Here is a 17642-nt window from a genome sequence, read left to right as displayed (position 1 = left end):
GGTACGAGCTGGTTCGTCCGCCGACCGGCACCTCAACCCTTCAAAAACGCCGACAATTGCCGGGCCAATTCCTCGATGGCCATGGCGGAGGCTTCCGCCTGCACGCGGCGAGCGACGTCGTTGTTGCCGGTGTCGCTTTCTTCCCTTTGCCCGGTGGCTTCGGTGCTGACCGTCTGGGCGAAAACGATGATGCCGGTGCGCACGTCCAGCAGCAGGGCCTCGGCGGTAGCGTAGGCCTTGAGGTCATCGCGTTTGAAAAGCTTGAATTCCGAATAGAGGTCGCTACCGACCGTGAAGACCAGCAGGACGTCGGCCTGCATCCGCACGGCGCTTTCCCGGAGGGAGAAGATGTTCCGGTCGGCGGGGACGAGGAGCTGGGGGAGGAGATTGACCGATTGGGCGCGTCCGCTGGTGCCGAGTTGATCGGAAAAAGCCTTGAAGTGTTGGGCCTGCAGGGATCGGAAGAAATAGCTTCCGAAGTAGTAGTCGTTCCGGCTGCGGTAACTGTCCAAATTCAGGACGGCCACGCGAAGTTTCTCCGGGAGCTCGACCGTCCCGTCGAGGATGCGCTGGATGTCTTCTTCCGAGATGGTGCTCTGGTTGCTGGTGAACAACGAACTGGTCAGGGGCGTGGGATCGGGCGCGCGGTATTCCTGGGCCTGGGCCGTTGTTGGGGGGACGCTGCGGTAGGTCCCGCAGCTGCAAAGCAAAAGCACGGGAAGAAAAAAGAGGAGGGTTTTGGACATTTTGTTGTGCTTTATGATGTTAACGTGAAGAGGTGGATAGTACCCGGAGGTAGGCCGTACGACTCGGAGGTCCCTTGCCATACCCGGCAACCTGGCATCCTGCACGCCGTGCCAAATTTGTCGTAAATATGTAGAAGTACGACATTTTTGCAGTCGCGTCGTAAATATGTAGAAGTACGACAAACTTCCAGCTACCCACCCCGCCGACAATAGATGATTTTCCCGGTCACTTGGATGCATACCCGCCGCTGACCGACCATACTTTAACGTTCGCGCATGGATTTTATCTTCATTTTTGGCCCCTCCGCCGTCGGAAAAATGACCGTCGGTAAAGTGCTGGCCGAGCGCCTGGACTACAAGTTGTTTCACAACCACGTCTCCCGCGATTTTGCCGAGCAATACTTCGAGTTGGGCACCGAATCCTTTAAGGCCCTCAACCGCCTGATCCGCTTCGGGATGTTCGAAATTGCGGCCAAAAGCGACCTGAAGGGCTTCATCTTTACCTTCGTCTGGGCCGTGGATATGGCCGACGATGAAGCCTACGTGGACAAGATCGTGAAGTACTTTACCGACGCCGGTGCCCGGGTCCACTACGTGGAACTGTTCGCCGACCAGTCCGTCCGCCTGACCCGCAACCGGCACCCGGACCGCCTGGCCGAGAAACCCTCCAAACGTAAACTCGAAGCATCAGAACGGGTACTGCGCTACGACGACGAAAACTATCGCCTGAACACCCTGCCCGGAGAGTTCCCCGAGCGCAACATCCTGAAGATCGATAATACGCATCGGTCGCCCGAAGACGTGGCGGAAGAGATCATCCGGCACTTCGGACTTTCCGTCTGGGAGCAACAATAAGTCTTTGTCCACTGGCGTCCTTAGCCCATATGAAGTGGAAAGGAAAGAAACGGTGGTGCCTGCTCGGAATTGTGTCCGTGATCCTGCTGGTGCTTGCCTTTCCGGAGCTTACCCACCATAACGAAGGTCCCAGCGCGGTGAGCGGCACCGTGGCCAACGGCCACCTCTCCAACGCCTGGCTCCTCCCGTATCGGGGAGACAACTTCAAGTACTTCAGCCCCGTCAGCTACTACCTCCTCGACCGCGCCTACGTGGACGCCCGGGTACACGCCGCCGTGACCGGCGCCTACGCCCGGCTCGCCGAAGATTTTCCGGACCGCTACTGGCGCGTCATGGAATGCAGTCGCCACGAAGGCGGCCGGATGTGGCCGCACCGTACCCACCGCAATGGCCTGAGTGTGGATTTTATGGTGCCCAAAATCCGTCACGGTAAGCCAAGCTACTGGCTCGATCGTCTGGGCGTCTGGCACTACGCGCTGGGCTTCGACGACGCCGGACGGTCGTCACTGTTGCCCTCCACCAACCTTGATTTTACGGCCATGGGGCACCACCTGCTGGCCCTGGACGACGAAGCCCGCAAGGCCGGACTCTACCTGAAAAAGGTGATCCTGAAAATCGAACTCAAGGACGATTTCTTCGCCACCGAGCCAGGAAAGCGGCTGCGGGCCCGGGGCGTCTACTTTGCCCAGGCCCTGCCGGATCTGGTCAATAACCTCCACGATGACCACTACCACGTCGACTTTGCCATCCGATAATCGGGAAAATCAAATGCAATGGTCGGAGGCGATCCTGGTGCGGGAATGCTACCTTCGTGCCACCAAATGAATGACCATGACGCTACCGGTGGGTGAGGAGTACGCCATTGAAATTGCTACCGTTGGAGCCGATCACTTTAGGTGGTTGCGCAAGAAAAATTATGCGGGATGGGTCGTCCTGGTGGACGAAAACACCCGTAAGCACTGCCTGCCCCGACTCCAGCCCTGGCTGGATCACCCCCAGCTGGCCATCATCGAAGTGGCCGCCGGCGAGCGGCACAAACACCTGGGCACCTGCCAGTACCTCTGGGAAGAAATGTTCCGGGCGGGCGTCGGTCGCCGCTGGTGTGTGCTCAACCTCGGGGGCGGCGTCATGGGGGACATGGGGGGCTTCGTGGCCAGCACCTTTAAACGGGGGATTGATTTCGTGCAGATTCCCACCACCTTGCTCAGTCAGGTAGACGCCTCCGTGGGCGGAAAGCTGGGTATCGATTTCTTCAACGTCAAGAATAGCATCGGCGTCTTCCGCAATCCGGAAGCCGTCTGGATTGATCCCGCCTTTTTGACCACGCTGTCCGATCGGGAGGTCCGCTCCGGCTACGCGGAAATCGTCAAGCACGCGCTGATCCACGACGCGGCGCACTGGGAATCCTTGGTGGCGTTGGAGGATTTATCCACCACCGACTGGGCGCCCATCATCGCTCACAGCGTAGACGTCAAGCGGCAGATTGTGGAGGAGGACCCCCACGAGCGCGGCCGGCGGAAGTTGCTCAACTTTGGCCACACCATCGGTCACGCCATCGAAAGCTACTGGCTGGAGACGGAGCAGCGCCTGCTGCACGGGGAAGCGATCGCGGCGGGCATGATCATGGAAACCTGGCTGAGTCATCGGTTGGCCAGCCTGAGCGAAGCGGAACTCGCTGCGGTAACGCAGTACCTCCTGAAGGTTTACGGTCATCAGCCGGTACCCACCTCCGCTCACGACCAACTGATCGGCCTGATGAAGCAGGACAAAAAGAACGAAGACAGCCGGATCAATTTTACCCTGCTGGAACGCATCGGCCACGGCATCCCCAACGCCACCGCCGAGCCGGAGTTGATTCTGGAGAGTGTCGCGTTCTACAACGGGCTGGCATAAAAAAAGCCGCCACTCCGGAGAGTAGGCGGCCATTGGTCATGTGGGGTTAATCATTAGCTCCCGACCATAATGCGGCGGGGCGTTTCGGTTTCTTCCACGGGCTTAAGGGTGGGTACGGTAATCGCGAGGATCCCGTTGCGATAGTCCGCAGAGATGTTTTCTTCGTCAGCACTTTCCGGCAGCGTAAAGCTCCGGCTAAAGGACTGGTAGTTGTATTCCCGACGGGAAAAGCTATCGTTGCTGCGCCGGCGGTCGTTGGCAATCTCTCCCTGGATGGTCAGGGTGTCGGCGAACACACTGATGTCAAAATCAGATTTTTCGTATCCGGGAGCAGCGATTTCAATCAGGTAACCGCCATTATCTTTCTCGTCCAGGGTAGTCACGTTGGCCCCGGGAATGCTCAATTCATAACTGCCATCGATGGTATGGTCACCGAAGAGACGGCGGCGCTGATCGTCGAAAATGCTGTCGACGTAACGGGTGCGTAAACTACTGGGGGTGATTCCTCGAAATGAAGTGAAGGTTTTCATGCTTAAGTATTGTTTATTAGCGGTTTATGTTCTTTTTGGTATCTACTGCTTTAGCATGATATGACGGGTGATTGTTCGGTGATTTGGCGGTTTTTTGACCCATAACCCGGACCGGCGACCCGCCGTTAACGATTTGTTTCAATACTTCGGGACCCTGACGCGTTATCTTTGCGCAACGTAAACTGAACTTAATGATTAGGACGCTACTCTCCCTGTGCTGCCTGCTGGCCGGTTGTTGTCTTTTGGCCCAGGACGCCTACGAAATCACCGTGAACATTGATGGCTACACCGAAGACCAGCTCTTCCTGGCCAATAACCTCATGGACAAGCAGTACCTGGTCGACACCGTGTACCGCAACGAAGCGGGATCTTTTGTGTTCAGGAGCGACACCAGCGCACTGCCCGAAGGCATCTACCTCGTGGTTTTGGCACCAGATAACAACTACTTTCAAATGCTGGTCTCCAGCGCCGAAGACCAGGTGTTCACCCTAAGTACCAGCACCGATAATTTGGGCAAAGTGGCCGCCGAAAGCAGCAAGGAAAACGCAAGTTTTTACGCTTATCTGGATTTTCTGGGAGAGCAGCAAAAACTCAGTACTCCCATTCGGGAACAACTCCAGCAGGAAGGCCTGGCCGAAGCGGATAAGCAGGACCTGATCGCCAAAATGGAAGCCTTCGACGAGAAGGTTAAGGCGAAACAAATGGCGCTGGTGAAGGAACATCCTAATTCCATGATCGGGGCCATCGTCAAGGCCAACCTGCCGATGCCACCGCCCGATTTTCCGGAGATCGAAAACCCGGAGGAGAAAAACGTCAAGCAGTGGCGTTGGCTGCAGCAGCATTACTTTGACAACATCGACCTGTCCACGGACCGCCTGCTGCGCACCCCCTTCCTCTTCGAGCGGATCAACTACTACGTCGACAAGCTGCAGATTCAGCACCCGGATACGGTCATCAAGGCCATCGATTTTGTGCTGGAGAAAATGGATCCTCAGTCAGAACTCTACAAGTACTACGTGGCGCACTTTGCGAATAAGGCGGCGGCCAGTAAGATCGTGGGCATGGATGCAGTCTACGTCCACATGGTGGACAAGTACTACCTGAGCGGCAACGCCTACTGGATTGACGAAGAGCAGCTGGCCAAGATGAAGGAGGACGCGGATAAGACCCGTCCGCTCCTCATCGGCAAAAAAGCACCCAACATCACGGCGACCACCCGCCAGGGAGAACCCGTGCAGCTGTATGACCTCACTTCCGAGTTCACCATCCTCTACTTCTGGCGCTACGATTGTGGGGCCTGCAAGAAGTCGACGCCCCACATGAAGACCCTCTACGAAAAGTGGAAGGACCGCGGACTGGAGATCTTCGCCGTGTGCGTCAAGCAGGAAAAGGAAATCGGCAACTGCTGGGAGTACGTCGAAGAGCAGGGCGTCACCGACTGGCTGCATACCTCGGATAAGTACATGCGCTACTACCGCGACTACGCCGTGGAACAAACGCCCTCCATTTTCGTACTGGACAAGAACAAGGAGATCATTTCCAAGCGACTGTCCGCCGAGCAGCTGGATGATTTCTTGACGAACTACGTGGAGATGCAGGAAAAAAACTCCGGTAACGACGCCGGCCGTTAATCATGGAAACGAGCATGAAATATGCGCCCCAGATGGGCGACCTTTACGGCATGATGGCCCTGTTCGGAGCCGCCTTCTTTCTGCTGATCTGGCTGGCCTTCCGGCTAAACAATAGCAAGCACCCCGATCCGCGACGCCGGGTACTGATGCCCATGTTGGCGTACTTCCTCTCCTTGCTCGCCCTGATGGGCTTCCTGGGCACTTTCTGGACCTACTTCAAGTATCCCGTAGTAGAATTAACGCCCCGGGAACTGGTGCTCAACGGGGAGGCCTATCCGCGCCCCGCCGTAGGGAACGTGCGCATGGAGTCTTACACCACCAGTGGCCTGGGCCCCAGTGGCCGGGTACTGCTGGTCCAGACCAAGGATCGTAAAACCTGGGCCTTCCCGGACAGCCGTTACCCCATCGATGAAATCATGCGGGAATTACGGAAGCCGCGAAACGAGAGCCCGGAGTAGCAGATCTATTGGTGCGGTAAATTAACTTTCACCAACGGTGGCCCGGTAAAGGGTGCCGGGGGCGACGGCGCGCAGGTGCAAACCGTTTCCCGGAGGGACAAAGAACGCCCGTTGATCCTGATGCAGTAGAGTCCGCCCGTCTTCGTCCGCCAGTTCCCCGTCCAGCAGAAGAAGGATGGAGGGTTTATCCGTTGATGGAACCCTAACGACTTCCTCGCCAAAGGACCGCCTTAGCAGCGCAAAATCCGGTGCCGGGGTGGGGTAGTGTTCCCACCCGTCTTCCGTGGGCCGTGGGGCCAGAATCTCCGGAACCACCCGGTCACAGATGGTATGCCGGAGCAGTTCCGGGACGTCAATGTGCTTGGGGGTCAGTCCTCCGCGGAGGACGTTGTCGCTGTTGGCCATCAATTCTACGCAGGCTCCCTGAAGGTAGGCGTGCGGAATGCCGGCGTCCTGAAAGATGCCTTCCCCGGGTTGCAGCCGGACGAGGTTGAACCAGTAAATGGAAAACATCCCCCGGTCGTGATTCCCGTCCCTGCTGTACTGTTCAATGGCCCGTCGGGCCCAGTAATCGGGGTGCAGTAGGTCGTCCTGCTTCGCGGATAGCAAGCGATCCACGGTGGGTTGCAGGAGGGTGTTGATCTCCCCCTGCGGTGCCTTCATGATGTACTCGTAGACTCCCCGGACGCCATCTCTGTCCAGGACCGGCAGGAGACTTTGCCACTCGGGATGACCGTCAAGGCTCTCGCGGATGGCCTCCGCGGCGCGGAAGCCGTGCAGGAGGTAAAAATCCGTCAGCGCCACCCCCAGTTCGGGTTTGTGGTTGTCGTCCCGGTAATTCCGGTTGGGGGCGGTACGCTCCGGACCCGATTGTTCCTCCCGGGCGAAGCCTTCCTCCGCGGCTGCTTTGGTCGGATGTACCTGAATGGAGAGCATCGCGTCCACGTCGAGGACCTTCAGCAAAAAGGGGAGCCGGCTGCCAAACGCCCGGGCTACCGATGTACCGAGAGCTTCTACCGGGGCTTGCGCAATGTACTCCGATAGCTTCCCGCCGCCCGGGAGTTTGGCGGCACCCTTTGGGTGGGCACCGAGCCAGTATTCCGCCCAGGGCGTTTCCGGTGACTTTTCCCGGTGGAGCAACTGGGCGAGAAAGGCTTTCCCTCCCCAGGCGTATTCCTGAATGACCCCCTCAATCGGGGTGATGTGGCTAGCGTCTGACATAACAATAGTTCTAGGGCGAAGTCGGGTCCATGAATTCGGTGGAGCGAGCCGAGGCCTACCTTTCCCGGTTCAAATAACTCAACTGAGCTTTCAGGTATTTTGGCAGACTCGGTTGTTTTCTCCGTTCAATCAGGAAGGTCGCCAGGCCCGCAAAGCGGTTAAAGATATAATTTTGGTTGGCGGCTCCATGGAGGTAGCCCTTGCCGGAAGTTCCCCCGGTGCCCATCCGCATGCCGATCATTCTTCTCACCATCGTCATGTGGCGGTGCCGCCAACTGGCCAGCAACTGGTCAATTTCAATCAGGGTGTCGATCAACAGGAAGGGCTGTTGCAGGAGGGGGAAATCCCGGTACAGCATGATGAACAGCGTGGCCTTGTTTACCATGGTGGTCTTGGGCTGGTCCGCATCCTCCAAAAACTCCTGCTGGAACTCCGCCATCTTGGCGGTCCGACCTTCGAGGTCGGACAAACTATCCGCGTATGCTTGTTGGTAGTCTTCCCAGAAGGTATTGCCGGGATGGATGGGGGTGTAGTCCTTCCAGTAGCCTTCGTCAAAGAAAGGAAAGCGCGATAGCCAGGTTTCCACCAGGTCCAGCAGGGTCTCCTGGCTCTCCAGTTTTTCCAGATGATCAATCTGTTCTTCCTTCAGCTGACTCCGGTAGTAATGCTTCGCGTGTCGATTTTCCATCTTGAGCCCGAGTAGCGCTTCAATGTAGCGGAACTGGTAACTCTGAAAGCCGGAGGCCGGGACGAGCATGTCCCGGAAGTCCAGAAAATCGATGGGGGTCATCGTTTCTAAAACCGTCACCTGATCCACGAGTAACCGGAGAATCTCTACAATGCGCTTCAGCCGGTGGACAGCCACCCCCATATCCCCCGAATTATCGTCGATAGAGCCGGAGCTGAAGATTTCCGTGACGCTGTTGAGCTCGTAAATGATCTGCTTGAACCACAGTTCATAGGCCTGGTGAATGACGATGAACAACATCTCGTCGTGGGCCGGAGCCTTCAGCTCCTCACTTTTCATGTGCTGAATGTTCAGCAGCTTATCCAGGTGAAGGTATTCTCCGTAGCCCAGTCCTTCGGGGGCGGTTTTTTTCTCCATGATCAATTTCGGTTGGGGCCAGTTAGGGGAACTGACAAAATAGATTGGTGGTAATCAGGCGGCAATTTTGCAAAATCTGCCGGGATTTTCCCCGCCCGAAAGAAAATGCTTCCGGTAAGGCCCGAAAAATGCGCCCGGGAATTCACTTTGTCCATGGCTGATTACGAGAGGACCATGGCATCCTGCACTGCGTGCCCTCATGATTAACTCCCGTTACGTAAGGACGATGAAAATTTCGTGCTTAACTCATGCAAATAGTGTTCGGGCGTCCGTTTCGCTTTGCCTCGCCTCCGATAAACGTTCCTTCTTCCCACTTCTGTCTTCTTCTATCCTCCGCTTTTCGTCAAATCCTTCCAACAGAAAAAGTATTCCCCCGGAACATCCTATGTGGTTGTGGAGCCTGCGTTCTATCTTAGCGCCGCCAAAAGAAAACTTATGCCTTACCTCTTTACTTCCGAATCCGTTTCCGAGGGCCATCCCGACAAAGTTGCCGACCAGATCAGCGATAATCTCGTAGATCATTTTCTTGCCTTTGATTCCAGCTCCAAGGTGGCCTGCGAGACCTTAGTAACCACCGGACAGGTGGTCCTGGCGGGAGAAGTAAAGTCCAGTACCTACCTCGACGTGCAGCAACTGGCCCGCGACGTCATCCAGCGGATCGGGTACACCAAGTCGGAGTACATGTTCGAGGCCAACAGCTGTGGTGTCCTGTCGGCCATCCACGAGCAAAGTCCCGACATCAACCAGGGCGTAGAGCGTTCCGCCGCCGAGGACCAGGGCGCGGGAGACCAGGGAATGATGTTCGGCTACGCCACCAACGAAACCGAGAACTACATGCCGCTGGCGCTGGACCTCAGCCACCGCATCCTGCGAGAACTGGCGGACATCCGTAAGGCCGGAAAAGAAATGACCTACCTGCGTCCGGATTCCAAATCTCAGGTAACCATCGAATACAGCGATGATCACCGTCCCGTTCGGATCGACTCCATCGTGGTGTCTACCCAGCACGACGACTTCGCCGAAGACGCGACCATGTTGGCCAAGATTCAGGAAGACGTGATCAACGTGGTCATCCCCCGCGTGAAGGCGCAGCTGAAGGAAGAGCTGCAGCAGCTCTTCACCGACGACATCACCTACCACGTGAACCCCACCGGCAAGTTCGTCATCGGCGGTCCCCACGGAGACACGGGGCTGACCGGCCGTAAAATCATCGTGGATACCTACGGCGGAAAGGGAGCCCACGGTGGTGGTGCCTTCTCCGGTAAGGACCCCAGTAAGGTGGACCGCAGCGCGGCCTACGCCACGCGCCACATCGCTAAGAACCTGGTGGCCGCGGGGGTGGCCGACGAAATCCTCGTGCAGGTAAGTTACGCCATCGGCGTGGCCGAACCGACGAACATCTACGTCAATACCAACCAGTCGGCCAAGGTGGATCTCTCCGACGCGGAAATTGCCGCCAAGATCACCGAGGTATTCGATATGCGACCTTACGCCATTGAGCAACGCCTGAAGCTGCGCTCGCCCATGTACCTGGAATCAGCGGCTTACGGCCACATGGGGCGTCAACCCGAAACGAAGGAACTCACCTTCACGAATGGTTCCGGAGAAACGAAAACCATGACGGTGGAAACCTTCACCTGGGAGAAACTGGATTACGTGGAGAAGGTGAAGGCGGCCTTCGGACTCTAAGCTTTCGGTCCTACAGGCTTTTCGTCGGTGTCCCGGGAAAACCCGGGCGGGAATCCAGTGCCTCACGGCTGCCCATTTTTACGGCCGGAGGTAAGGAAATCGCGGACGCTCCGCTCCCTCCGGATGTACTGTCCTGACGGTCAATTTGGTTTGGTTCGAACTATGTCGAGTTAAACAGAGTTTGATCGATGTATTGCAGAAAGTTTGAACCCCAAAGGCTACCACACCGTGAAGATTACGTCTGGCATTTTACTGTATTGTCTTGTCCTGTTGGGCGTCACCCAACTGCACGCCCAGGAGCCTCCGGCCCTGCAGGAGGCCTTCGCCGCCAGCTGGAGCACCCTGGACACCGAACCCCAACGCTCCTATACCGGCAGACTCTGGCAAAATACCAAAACGGATTTCACCTACGGCCTTCGGAGCGTAGGCCACACCTACGGGCGTCCCCTGAAGTGGCGGGGCAAACAGTGGCTCACTGCCGGTGGCATCGCCCTGGGAACCGTGGGCCTGTTCCTGATCGAGGAGGACGTTAATCCCTACTTTGCCCGCCAGGAAACCAAAGTGCCGCGCTTGCTTGATCGCTTTGCGTTCTACTTTGGAAAACCGCAGTACAACTACGGCCTGACGGCCGGCATCTATACCGTCGGGCTACTGACGGAGAATCCGCGTATGCGACGGACCGGCATGGTCCTGATTGCCTCGGCTACGGCGGCCGGTCTGATCCAGACGGTCAGCAAAACCGTACTGGGACGGGCCCGCCCCAGTACCGGCGTCGGGAACAGTGACTTCGACTTCTTCAACGGCACCCCCGATTATCATTCTTTCCCCTCCGGACATACCGTGCTGGCCGTGGTGACGGCCCACGCGCTGGCCAAACAGACCCGCAATCCCTGGCTCAAGGGCGGGATCTACGCCGTCGGCGCCATTACGCCCCTTTCGCGTCTGTGGACGGAGGCCCACTGGTTATCCGACGTGGGACTGAGCGTGGCCATCAGCGTGGTCGTAGTGAATACCGTAGACCGGTTCTTTACCGAACGTACGGGGAGCGAATACCAGCGGCCCGAGCGACTGCGAGCGTTTAACTGGCGCCCGATCATTACGCCGGGTAGGCTAGGGGTGGGGGCGAGTTTTTAGTGGGCCGGTAGAGGCAACGTTGACGCTACGGACTCATCGAGGAAATGCTGGAGATAGAGTAGGGAAAGGGCGACAACCATTAGTGACAAAACAGTCAGGAAGAAGGTGTAAATTTTATCGGCCTTACTACTCGCTTTCTGTGAGTTAACCATCCGGCTTCATGGCGCTACCATCCGCGTAGCTACTTATTTGCCGTTGGTTTCCTTTTCAATCTGCGAGGCAATTCTCATTATCCCTTCGTATTCCGGAATGATGCCATTATCCGTATTCGATAAAATAACCAGGGTTGTCTCAGATTCCGGGAAGTGAACCAGTATGGCATTATAGCCGGGCATCCCTCCACTATGCCAAATGACCGGCTTGTCGTATAGACTCATAAGACTGAAGCCGAGACCGTATCCATTCCTGGAAATATGGGGTGGTAACTGCGGTGGGGGAAATCCTTCCGGGACAAATAATTCATCGTACACAAAGTTGCCATTTGTCGTTGTTGCGTACTCAAGCATTTTAGTCACGGTTGCTTTTTCGAGGATTTGGCCACTGAAAAAATTGTGACAAATGGACAGCAGGTCTTTGGGAGTCGATTTCAATCCGCCGAATGATTTTAGGGAATATGCATTAAAATCATGTTTGAAGAATTGCTTGCTGTTGGAAGTAGAGTCAGTGATGTTCGTCCCGTATCCCCAAGTCCAGAGACTATCTCTTTTCATTCCTTTTTCTTCGATGAAAGAGTCGTTCGCCCCGAATTGATGGAGGAGTTCTTCTTCCATAAACTCTCGGTACTCTTTTCCCGAAATCTTTTCTATTATTTCTCCTAATAATAAATAGCCGCTGTTGGAATAAAAGTGCTTGGTTCCCGGATCAAATAAAGAAGTGGTCTGCATTTGCTGCAGCACAAGATGCGGGTTGGGGTCAACAGTCCAATTGGTCGAAATACTGTCGGGTAATCCTCCCATCCACCAGTCCGGAATGCCCGACGTATGGGACATTAGCTGGTAGATAGTTATGTGGCCCCCCAAGGGAAAATCAGGAAAAAATTCATCAATCTTCGTTTCCAGGCTAAGTTGTTGCCGGTCAATCAAAATACCTACGGCAATTGCGGTGAAGGGTTTGCTGACGGATGCAACGTTGAACAAAGAAGATGCCTTGACCGGAACGGCATGCTCAATATCTGCCATCCCATACGATCTGAAGAATGGCTTCCCGCCAGCTCGTTGGATTCCGAAACTAATTCCCGCCGTATGCTGGTCTTTGACTAACTGATGAACAAGGCTGTCAATACTGTTGACCAGAGAAATATACTCGGTGTCAGAAGTATATAATCCCGGTGACTTGCTCGGGTTCTTATGGCATCGTGAGCAAAAGGCAATTAGCACCATGGCCATCAATAAATACCTCATTTTTCATCTTCTATTTGGCGCAGGAACACATTGTTTCCGGAAAAAATCGAATGTAGGTTGATAACAATCTACCGTTAAGCCCAGAGGGAAACTGTGGTTGGAAGTCTGCTTTGCGAAGGGTTAGCCGAGTGGAACGGCGTCGGAACACTGGCAGCTCATAATCTCAAGCGCAAAATCTTCATCATCCTACATAAATGTGTCGATATTTGGATCGACCTCATGAATCTAAGCATTTGATTCGGTCTATTATAACCTTCGGAAATTTGAGGTCAAAAGTCTAGAGGTATCCCGTGCACGTCACGATTGCTCTAAGTAAGAGCTCCCTAAAAACCAGCGTTAAATGGATGAAGCCCTCGGTTGCGCCACCCTTAGGCTAACCAACCATGGGGCATTGTACCTTCCGTGCTCCCTCGATTGAAGAACATACTTGTGCTAATGGGCTACTCCCAGTACGTCACCGGGTCCTGCGGCTCTTTTTCCTTACCCAGCAGAATTTCAAAGTGAAGATGCGGAGACGTCAGTTTCGCGTTACCCGTGTTCCCGACTTCTCCGATGACGTCGCCGGCCTCGACGGCGGCGAACTCCTCGGTATCGTAGTCTTCGAGGTGAGCGTAAAAGAATAGGCGGCCCTTGGCGTCCCGCAGATACAGACTCTTCCCGGCGCGGGCTCCCTCCCGGATTTTTTCGATGAAGCCGTCCGTTACGGCCACGACCTTCGTTCCCCGTGGGGCCTTGATGTCAATTCCCTGGTGACTGCGGTTACCCCGCGAATCCCCGAAGTAGGAGATTACGTCTTCCAGGCCGTGGTCCTGCACCGGAAACACCAGTTCGGTGGCCGATGGGGTTGCCGGTGCAGGATCGTTCACTTGGGTGGGTGTTTCGGAGGCGGGCGCTGATGCTTGGAAATGCTGGTGGATGCGGAGTCCGATCATCCCCAGGCACGTCACGATCAGTAAAGCCAGACCTCTTTCAAACACGCGGATTATTTTGGGTTATTTAACGACGAGCCGCCGCAAAACTTGTTGTCCACCCAGCTGAAATTGAACCAGGTAGGTTCCCGCGGGCAGCGCACTCAGGTTCAACTGTCGCTGATTGCCGAGGAAGTCAAGTAGTTGGCGACCACTTACTTCCAGCACGCTGATGTGGTCAAATGTTCGCTGATTTCCCCGCACGGAGAGCACTTCGCCGGTCAGAGGATTGGGGAAAATGGTGAGGTCACGCGCCCACTGGGGCTCCCGGACGGAGGTGGTGCCCGATACGGTGAGGTCGGTCGTCTGTCCGCTCACCGGAGCACTGGATTCATCCGCCAGTTGGTAAGAGTTGCTCTCCGTACTCAGGGTCAGCGTATAGTCGTCCTCACTGACTGCGGGGGTGAAATTAATGGTGCACACCAGTCCGCCGGCGTTAGTGGTGTTGATCTGATCCTTGCGGGCCAGCGCAATTTCCAGTCGCCCACTGGCATTGTTGGTTACCCGCGCCAGGGTGAGCAAATCGTCACCGAGGAAGGAGTCGGAAAAATCAACGGAAATGGACCCCGGGTCAATCTGGGCGGGATCAAACAGTACGGCAAAGGACATCGCATAACCCGCTGCTCCACTAATGGCAACATCCCCTAGCTCCACCCGCACGCTGGCGGGTTGCCCGGAACTAAGGCTGGCATCCGTAATGATTAACGGGGCACCGGGGATACCCATGTTGTCCTGCACCGGAGCGGCCTGCCAGTTGTCGTTGACGAACTGATCGTAGTAGGTGCTGATGATGGTCAGATCATCATCATTGAGCGAACCGTTGCCGTCTGCGTCGAGCGTGGCGTAGTTGATGCCCGACTGAAGGCTTTCCGTCCACAGGGGGGCCACCCGGGCGCTGAAGGCTACTCCCGGAGTGGGGCGGGCCGGACCGGTGGTGCCGTGACCAAAACCCAGCCCAATAACGTCGCGGTGGTCTACCTGACCGTCGTCGTTGGTGTCGCCGGGCAGGACGAAGGTGGCAACGTCCGCGCCGAAGGTGATGCTGCCGTCGTTGACGGTATTGGGAAAGGCCACGACGGTCCCTCCCTGGGCGAATTCGGGTTCCAGAAAGTCGTCAAATATGATGTCGGTGGTGCCACTGGCGACTTTGGGGGTAACGCAGAGTTCCAGAATCGGAGTACCAGATTCCAGCGTGACGCCAGTGTTTACGTCCTCGTTGGTCCACACCACGACGAAGACGTCCGGCTCGGGCATATTGGTGCTGTTGCTGTTAGAGGCCAGTCCGAGGGGATCTTCGCCGAAGCGAACTTCCGCAAAATCCACGACGGCCGTGTCCCAGCTCAGACTGAACTGGGCGATGACGATATTGGGAAAACTATCGGCGATCACGGGAACGCAGATGGGGGCATCACCGCCGGGATGGATGGCATCAGGAATACTGAGCGTCACCTCATTCTGGGCGGACACCTGAAGGCTGAAGAGCAGAAATACCGGAAGGAGAAGAAGGGAAAGTCGTTGCATTGTGTTGTTCAATTCACTGGGTCTTACCGTGGGGAAGATGATCTGTGGACGCCCAGCTGTTTCCATGGTCACTAAAACTCTTGCCCAAAGATAATCAATGCCACTGCCCATTCTCCACTTCTGGTCGAAGGTGGGGCACGGCGTGCGGGTGCCAGGTAGTTACGGGAGAGCAGTAAAGTAGGTTGATCGGAAGTCGGGAAGCGCCCCACGATCCGTTAACGAATCAGGGTAAACGTACTCATCCGACGCCCCTCCCGAAGCTGCAGATGATAGCTGCCGGCGGGAAGGTCAAGGGGTAATTCCGTGGTGCCCGAAGTGATCTTTCCCCGCCAGAGGGAACGGCCCGCGGCATCCAGAATTTCCCCGCTCAGGCTCACCCCTAACCGGTTCTGGATCGTCACCGGCCCGGAGGATGGGTTTGGAGAAACCGTAATGCTGCCCGCGGGAAGTGGTTCGGGTTGCAGGCTCACCAGTTGACTGCAGTCAATGGTCACCCGCTGGTCCCCCAGGTGATCGAAGCTCGTCGTTACCCGCTCGGAACCACAATTGAGGGTAACCTCATAGTAGCCCTTGAAGGCGGGGGTGCTGGCCAGACCACTTGCGTCGGTCTGGAGGTCTTCTTCGGTCCACCATTCGTTAAACACCAGGTCCACGAAGGCTTCGTGGGCCGGGGTGGAACTCCAGTCGGCCCGGTAAAGATTGGCGCCCGGATTAGCCCAGGTATCGACGTCCCAGAAGTTCCAGAAAAGAAAACCCGTCATGCTCTCGTGGCTGAAGGTGGCCGTCAGGAAATCGCGCAGGTAGTCTGCCGCCAACTCTTCCGACACACTGGGGGGGAGGTCAAACTCCGTGATTTTGGCCTCCAGGCCAAACTGCTGGGCGAAATCATCGTAGGTTTCCAGCACGTCGTAGATGCTGTTGGGGGAGGCGCCGATGTGTCCCTGAAATCCAATACCGTCGATGGGGGCATCGGCGTTGACCAGCTCGGCGATGAATCCCTGATACTGGTCGTACAGTACCCCCTCCTTGTTGTTGAGGCTGAGGGTTACGTAGTCATTCAGGTACAGGGTGGCGTCGGGAGCCAGCTCCCGGGCCCGGGCAAAGACCTCCGCGTAGTATTCCCGGCCGGTGGTGTATCCCGCGGTTCCCGCCAGGGCGGCAGCCAGATCCGTGTTTGTGTTGATTTCGTTGATGACGTCCCAGTCCCGGACGTACTCGTCAAAATCCAGGGTTTCCAGAAAGTTTACCAGATGATCGTCGACGCGCTGCTTAAGGTAGTTGACGTTGCTTTGGTTGGCCTCCATATCCGCCGGTAAGTTTTGCCAGCCGGGCCAGAGGAGCACGTGTCCGCGGATGTTGACGTCGCGCTCGGTCAGAAAACTCATCGTCCGGATGGTTTGCTCGTTCAGGGATATCCATTCCTCTTCCCAGGCCGGCCACTTGAGGTCGTTCTCGTAGACGACCGAATTGAAGCCATGGCCGCGGCCGTCGAGATCAAAAATTTTGTCCACGAAGGTGGCATTGTAGCACCGGCCACCGGGGAAGCGGCAGGCCTTGATGGCCGTCCCGAATTCGAAGGCGTGGCGTTGCATCCTGACTTCCAACCCGGTTGCCGGCAGCGGGTCGCCGTTTTGGTCAAGGGCCAGAATTTCCAGATCGGCCATCCTCAGCTCTTCAATGCGCTGGGCGGCGGGTGCCCGCCAGGCAGCGTCGGCCTCAAATCCGCCGTATTCATCATTGTTGATGTCGTTGGGAAACTGATCCAGGGGGAAATTGGGACCGTAATTAAGTAGGGTGAAGCCACCGACTTCGACCACCTGTTCCTGAAAACCGAGGTGAATCCCGAACTGGAGGCCACCCGCCGGGTGGGAGCGGGTGCGCACCTCCACCGGAATCAGGTAGCGCCGCCAGGAATTGTCCAATTCTACAATGAGGTCGAACTCTTTATCAAAGTTGTCCGCACGCTCCAGCACCAGGGCCACCTTACCCGTGGCATCCTCGCCCCCGTCCACGCGCAGCCAGACGACGGCCAGTAGTTTGTCGCCCAGGCCAACCGGTTGGATATTGGCCACCCCGAAGCCGGCGTCCCAGCGGTTGACCAGCCCTCCGGGAGAAGAAAGTCGGACGACCTGCGAAAATTCCTGGTCGTCCGGGGCGGTCACCAGGTTTCGGGAGGCCGTCCAGCTGTAAGTGGCGGCGTAAATTTCGTTTTCGGTGTCGGCGATGGGGTAGGTGACGCCGGTAAGGGTATACTGGGTGGCGAGCCAGTTGGTCAGTTGGGCGTGGTAGGCATCCGCCTGGGCGCCAAGCGCCAGGGAACCGATAAGGGTAATCAGGGTTAGTAGGTTCTTCATCAATGTGGCTTGTGTAGCTAAATATAGATTATTCCGATGTCCAGACGGAAGTGTCCGCGGGTATATCCTTACCCTTATCCGCCCCAAGACAATAATTGATCAGGAAATCCTATTTTCGCGCCCGATACTCAAGTAAT

15 protein-coding genes are annotated in these 17642 nt (G+C 56.4%); 7 read left to right on the top strand and 8 right to left on the bottom strand.

The window, feature by feature from the left end; all coding sequences use genetic code 11:
- Nucleotides 1-32: 32 nt before the first annotated feature.
- Nucleotides 33-746, bottom strand: coding sequence for a hypothetical protein (locus E1J53_RS07840; RefSeq protein WP_134272345.1), 714 nt, complete (start codon nucleotides 744-746; stop codon nucleotides 33-35).
- A 276-nt stretch (nucleotides 747-1022) separates the two neighbouring features.
- Between E1J53_RS07840 and E1J53_RS07835 the strand changes: the two genes are divergently transcribed.
- From E1J53_RS07835 to aroB, 3 genes are all read left to right on the top strand, one after another.
- A complete protein-coding gene (locus E1J53_RS07835) occupies nucleotides 1023-1601 on the top strand; it encodes an AAA family ATPase (RefSeq protein WP_134272346.1) in 579 nt (192 codons plus the stop codon).
- 29 nt (nucleotides 1602-1630) lie between these two features.
- On the top strand, nucleotides 1631-2356 hold the full coding sequence (locus tag E1J53_RS07830) for a hypothetical protein (protein WP_134272347.1): 726 nt from the start codon (nucleotides 1631-1633) through the stop codon (nucleotides 2354-2356).
- Nucleotides 2357-2432: 76 nt separating this feature from the next.
- Entirely contained in the window at nucleotides 2433-3494 is a 1062-nt protein-coding gene (gene aroB / locus E1J53_RS07825; RefSeq protein ID WP_134272348.1) for a 3-dehydroquinate synthase, read from the top strand.
- 53 nt (nucleotides 3495-3547) lie between these two features.
- On the opposite strand, the gene E1J53_RS07820 is transcribed toward aroB, so the two are convergent.
- Nucleotides 3548-4024, bottom strand: coding sequence for an Hsp20/alpha crystallin family protein (locus E1J53_RS07820; RefSeq protein WP_134272349.1), 477 nt, complete (start codon nucleotides 4022-4024; stop codon nucleotides 3548-3550).
- Between the two features lie 191 nt (nucleotides 4025-4215).
- Between E1J53_RS07820 and E1J53_RS07815 the strand changes: the two genes are divergently transcribed.
- A complete protein-coding gene (locus E1J53_RS07815; protein ID WP_134272350.1) occupies nucleotides 4216-5655 on the top strand; it encodes a redoxin domain-containing protein in 1440 nt (479 codons plus the stop codon).
- Between the two features lie 14 nt (nucleotides 5656-5669).
- Nucleotides 5670-6113 carry a hypothetical protein gene (locus E1J53_RS07810; protein ID WP_134272351.1) on the top strand — a complete coding sequence of 148 codons (444 nt, stop codon included), beginning with the start codon at nucleotides 5670-5672 and terminating at the stop codon, nucleotides 6111-6113.
- Between the two features lie 21 nt (nucleotides 6114-6134).
- Here E1J53_RS07810 and manA read toward each other — a convergent pair whose 3' ends face one another.
- Complete coding sequence (manA, locus tag E1J53_RS07805; protein WP_134272352.1) at nucleotides 6135-7334, bottom strand: mannose-6-phosphate isomerase, class I; 1200 nt, start codon at nucleotides 7332-7334, stop codon at nucleotides 6135-6137.
- A gap of 55 nt (nucleotides 7335-7389) precedes the next feature.
- A complete protein-coding gene (locus E1J53_RS07800) occupies nucleotides 7390-8439 on the bottom strand; it encodes a tryptophan 2,3-dioxygenase family protein (protein WP_134272353.1) in 1050 nt (349 codons plus the stop codon).
- A 435-nt stretch (nucleotides 8440-8874) separates the two neighbouring features.
- On the opposite strand from E1J53_RS07800, the gene metK reads away from it, so the two are divergent.
- Together metK and E1J53_RS07790 are read left to right on the top strand one after the other, a co-directional pair.
- On the top strand, nucleotides 8875-10128 hold the full coding sequence (metK, locus tag E1J53_RS07795; protein WP_134272354.1) for a methionine adenosyltransferase: 1254 nt from the start codon (nucleotides 8875-8877) through the stop codon (nucleotides 10126-10128).
- Nucleotides 10129-10356: 228 nt separating this feature from the next.
- A complete protein-coding gene (locus E1J53_RS07790; protein ID WP_368671737.1) occupies nucleotides 10357-11262 on the top strand; it encodes a phosphatase PAP2 family protein in 906 nt (301 codons plus the stop codon).
- A 185-nt stretch (nucleotides 11263-11447) separates the two neighbouring features.
- Here the strand turns inward: E1J53_RS07790 and E1J53_RS07785 are convergent, their stop codons facing one another.
- The 4 genes from E1J53_RS07785 to E1J53_RS07770 all read right to left on the bottom strand — a co-directional run bounded on the left by E1J53_RS07785 (nucleotide 11448) and on the right by E1J53_RS07770 (nucleotide 17505).
- On the bottom strand, nucleotides 11448-12662 hold the full coding sequence (locus E1J53_RS07785; protein ID WP_134272355.1) for a serine hydrolase: 1215 nt from the start codon (nucleotides 12660-12662) through the stop codon (nucleotides 11448-11450).
- A 440-nt stretch (nucleotides 12663-13102) separates the two neighbouring features.
- Nucleotides 13103-13639, bottom strand: coding sequence for a M23 family metallopeptidase (locus E1J53_RS07780; protein ID WP_134272356.1), 537 nt, complete (start codon nucleotides 13637-13639; stop codon nucleotides 13103-13105).
- Between the two features lie 15 nt (nucleotides 13640-13654).
- On the bottom strand, nucleotides 13655-15151 hold the full coding sequence (locus E1J53_RS07775) for a T9SS type A sorting domain-containing protein (RefSeq protein WP_173021401.1): 1497 nt from the start codon (nucleotides 15149-15151) through the stop codon (nucleotides 13655-13657).
- A gap of 215 nt (nucleotides 15152-15366) precedes the next feature.
- A complete protein-coding gene (locus E1J53_RS07770; protein ID WP_134272358.1) occupies nucleotides 15367-17505 on the bottom strand; it encodes an endo-1,4-beta-xylanase in 2139 nt (712 codons plus the stop codon).
- Between the last annotated feature and the right edge of the window lie 137 nt (nucleotides 17506-17642).

The sequence above is a fragment of the Lewinella sp. W8 genome, assembly GCF_004375085.3.
Taxonomy (GTDB): Bacteria; Bacteroidota; Bacteroidia; order Chitinophagales; family Saprospiraceae; genus Neolewinella.
Note: the sequence above shows the minus strand (reverse complement) of the source record. Positions and strands in the feature narration are given on the sequence as shown.

Excerpts from the sequence above, each read along its gene's own strand:
- E1J53_RS07840 (WP_134272345.1), bottom strand. The coding sequence starts at position 746 with ATGTCCAAAACCCTCCTCTTTTTTCTTCCCGTGCTTTTGCTTTGCAGC.
- E1J53_RS07835 (WP_134272346.1), top strand. The coding sequence starts at position 1,023 with ATGGATTTTATCTTCATTTTTGGCCCCTCCGCCGTCGGAAAAATGACC.
- E1J53_RS07830 (WP_134272347.1), top strand. The coding sequence starts at position 1,631 with ATGAAGTGGAAAGGAAAGAAACGGTGGTGCCTGCTCGGAATTGTGTCC.
- aroB (WP_134272348.1), top strand. The coding sequence starts at position 2,433 with ATGACGCTACCGGTGGGTGAGGAGTACGCCATTGAAATTGCTACCGTT.
- E1J53_RS07820 (WP_134272349.1), bottom strand. The coding sequence starts at position 4,024 with ATGAAAACCTTCACTTCATTTCGAGGAATCACCCCCAGTAGTTTACGC.
- E1J53_RS07815 (WP_134272350.1), top strand. The coding sequence starts at position 4,216 with ATGATTAGGACGCTACTCTCCCTGTGCTGCCTGCTGGCCGGTTGTTGT.
- E1J53_RS07810 (WP_134272351.1), top strand. The coding sequence starts at position 5,670 with ATGAAATATGCGCCCCAGATGGGCGACCTTTACGGCATGATGGCCCTG.
- manA (WP_134272352.1), bottom strand. The coding sequence starts at position 7,334 with ATGTCAGACGCTAGCCACATCACCCCGATTGAGGGGGTCATTCAGGAA.
- E1J53_RS07800 (WP_134272353.1), bottom strand. The coding sequence starts at position 8,439 with ATGGAGAAAAAAACCGCCCCCGAAGGACTGGGCTACGGAGAATACCTT.
- metK (WP_134272354.1), top strand. The coding sequence starts at position 8,875 with ATGCCTTACCTCTTTACTTCCGAATCCGTTTCCGAGGGCCATCCCGAC.
- E1J53_RS07785 (WP_134272355.1), bottom strand. The coding sequence starts at position 12,662 with ATGAGGTATTTATTGATGGCCATGGTGCTAATTGCCTTTTGCTCACGA.
- E1J53_RS07775 (WP_173021401.1), bottom strand. The coding sequence starts at position 15,151 with ATGCAACGACTTTCCCTTCTTCTCCTTCCGGTATTTCTGCTCTTCAGC.
- E1J53_RS07770 (WP_134272358.1), bottom strand. The coding sequence starts at position 17,505 with ATGAAGAACCTACTAACCCTGATTACCCTTATCGGTTCCCTGGCGCTT.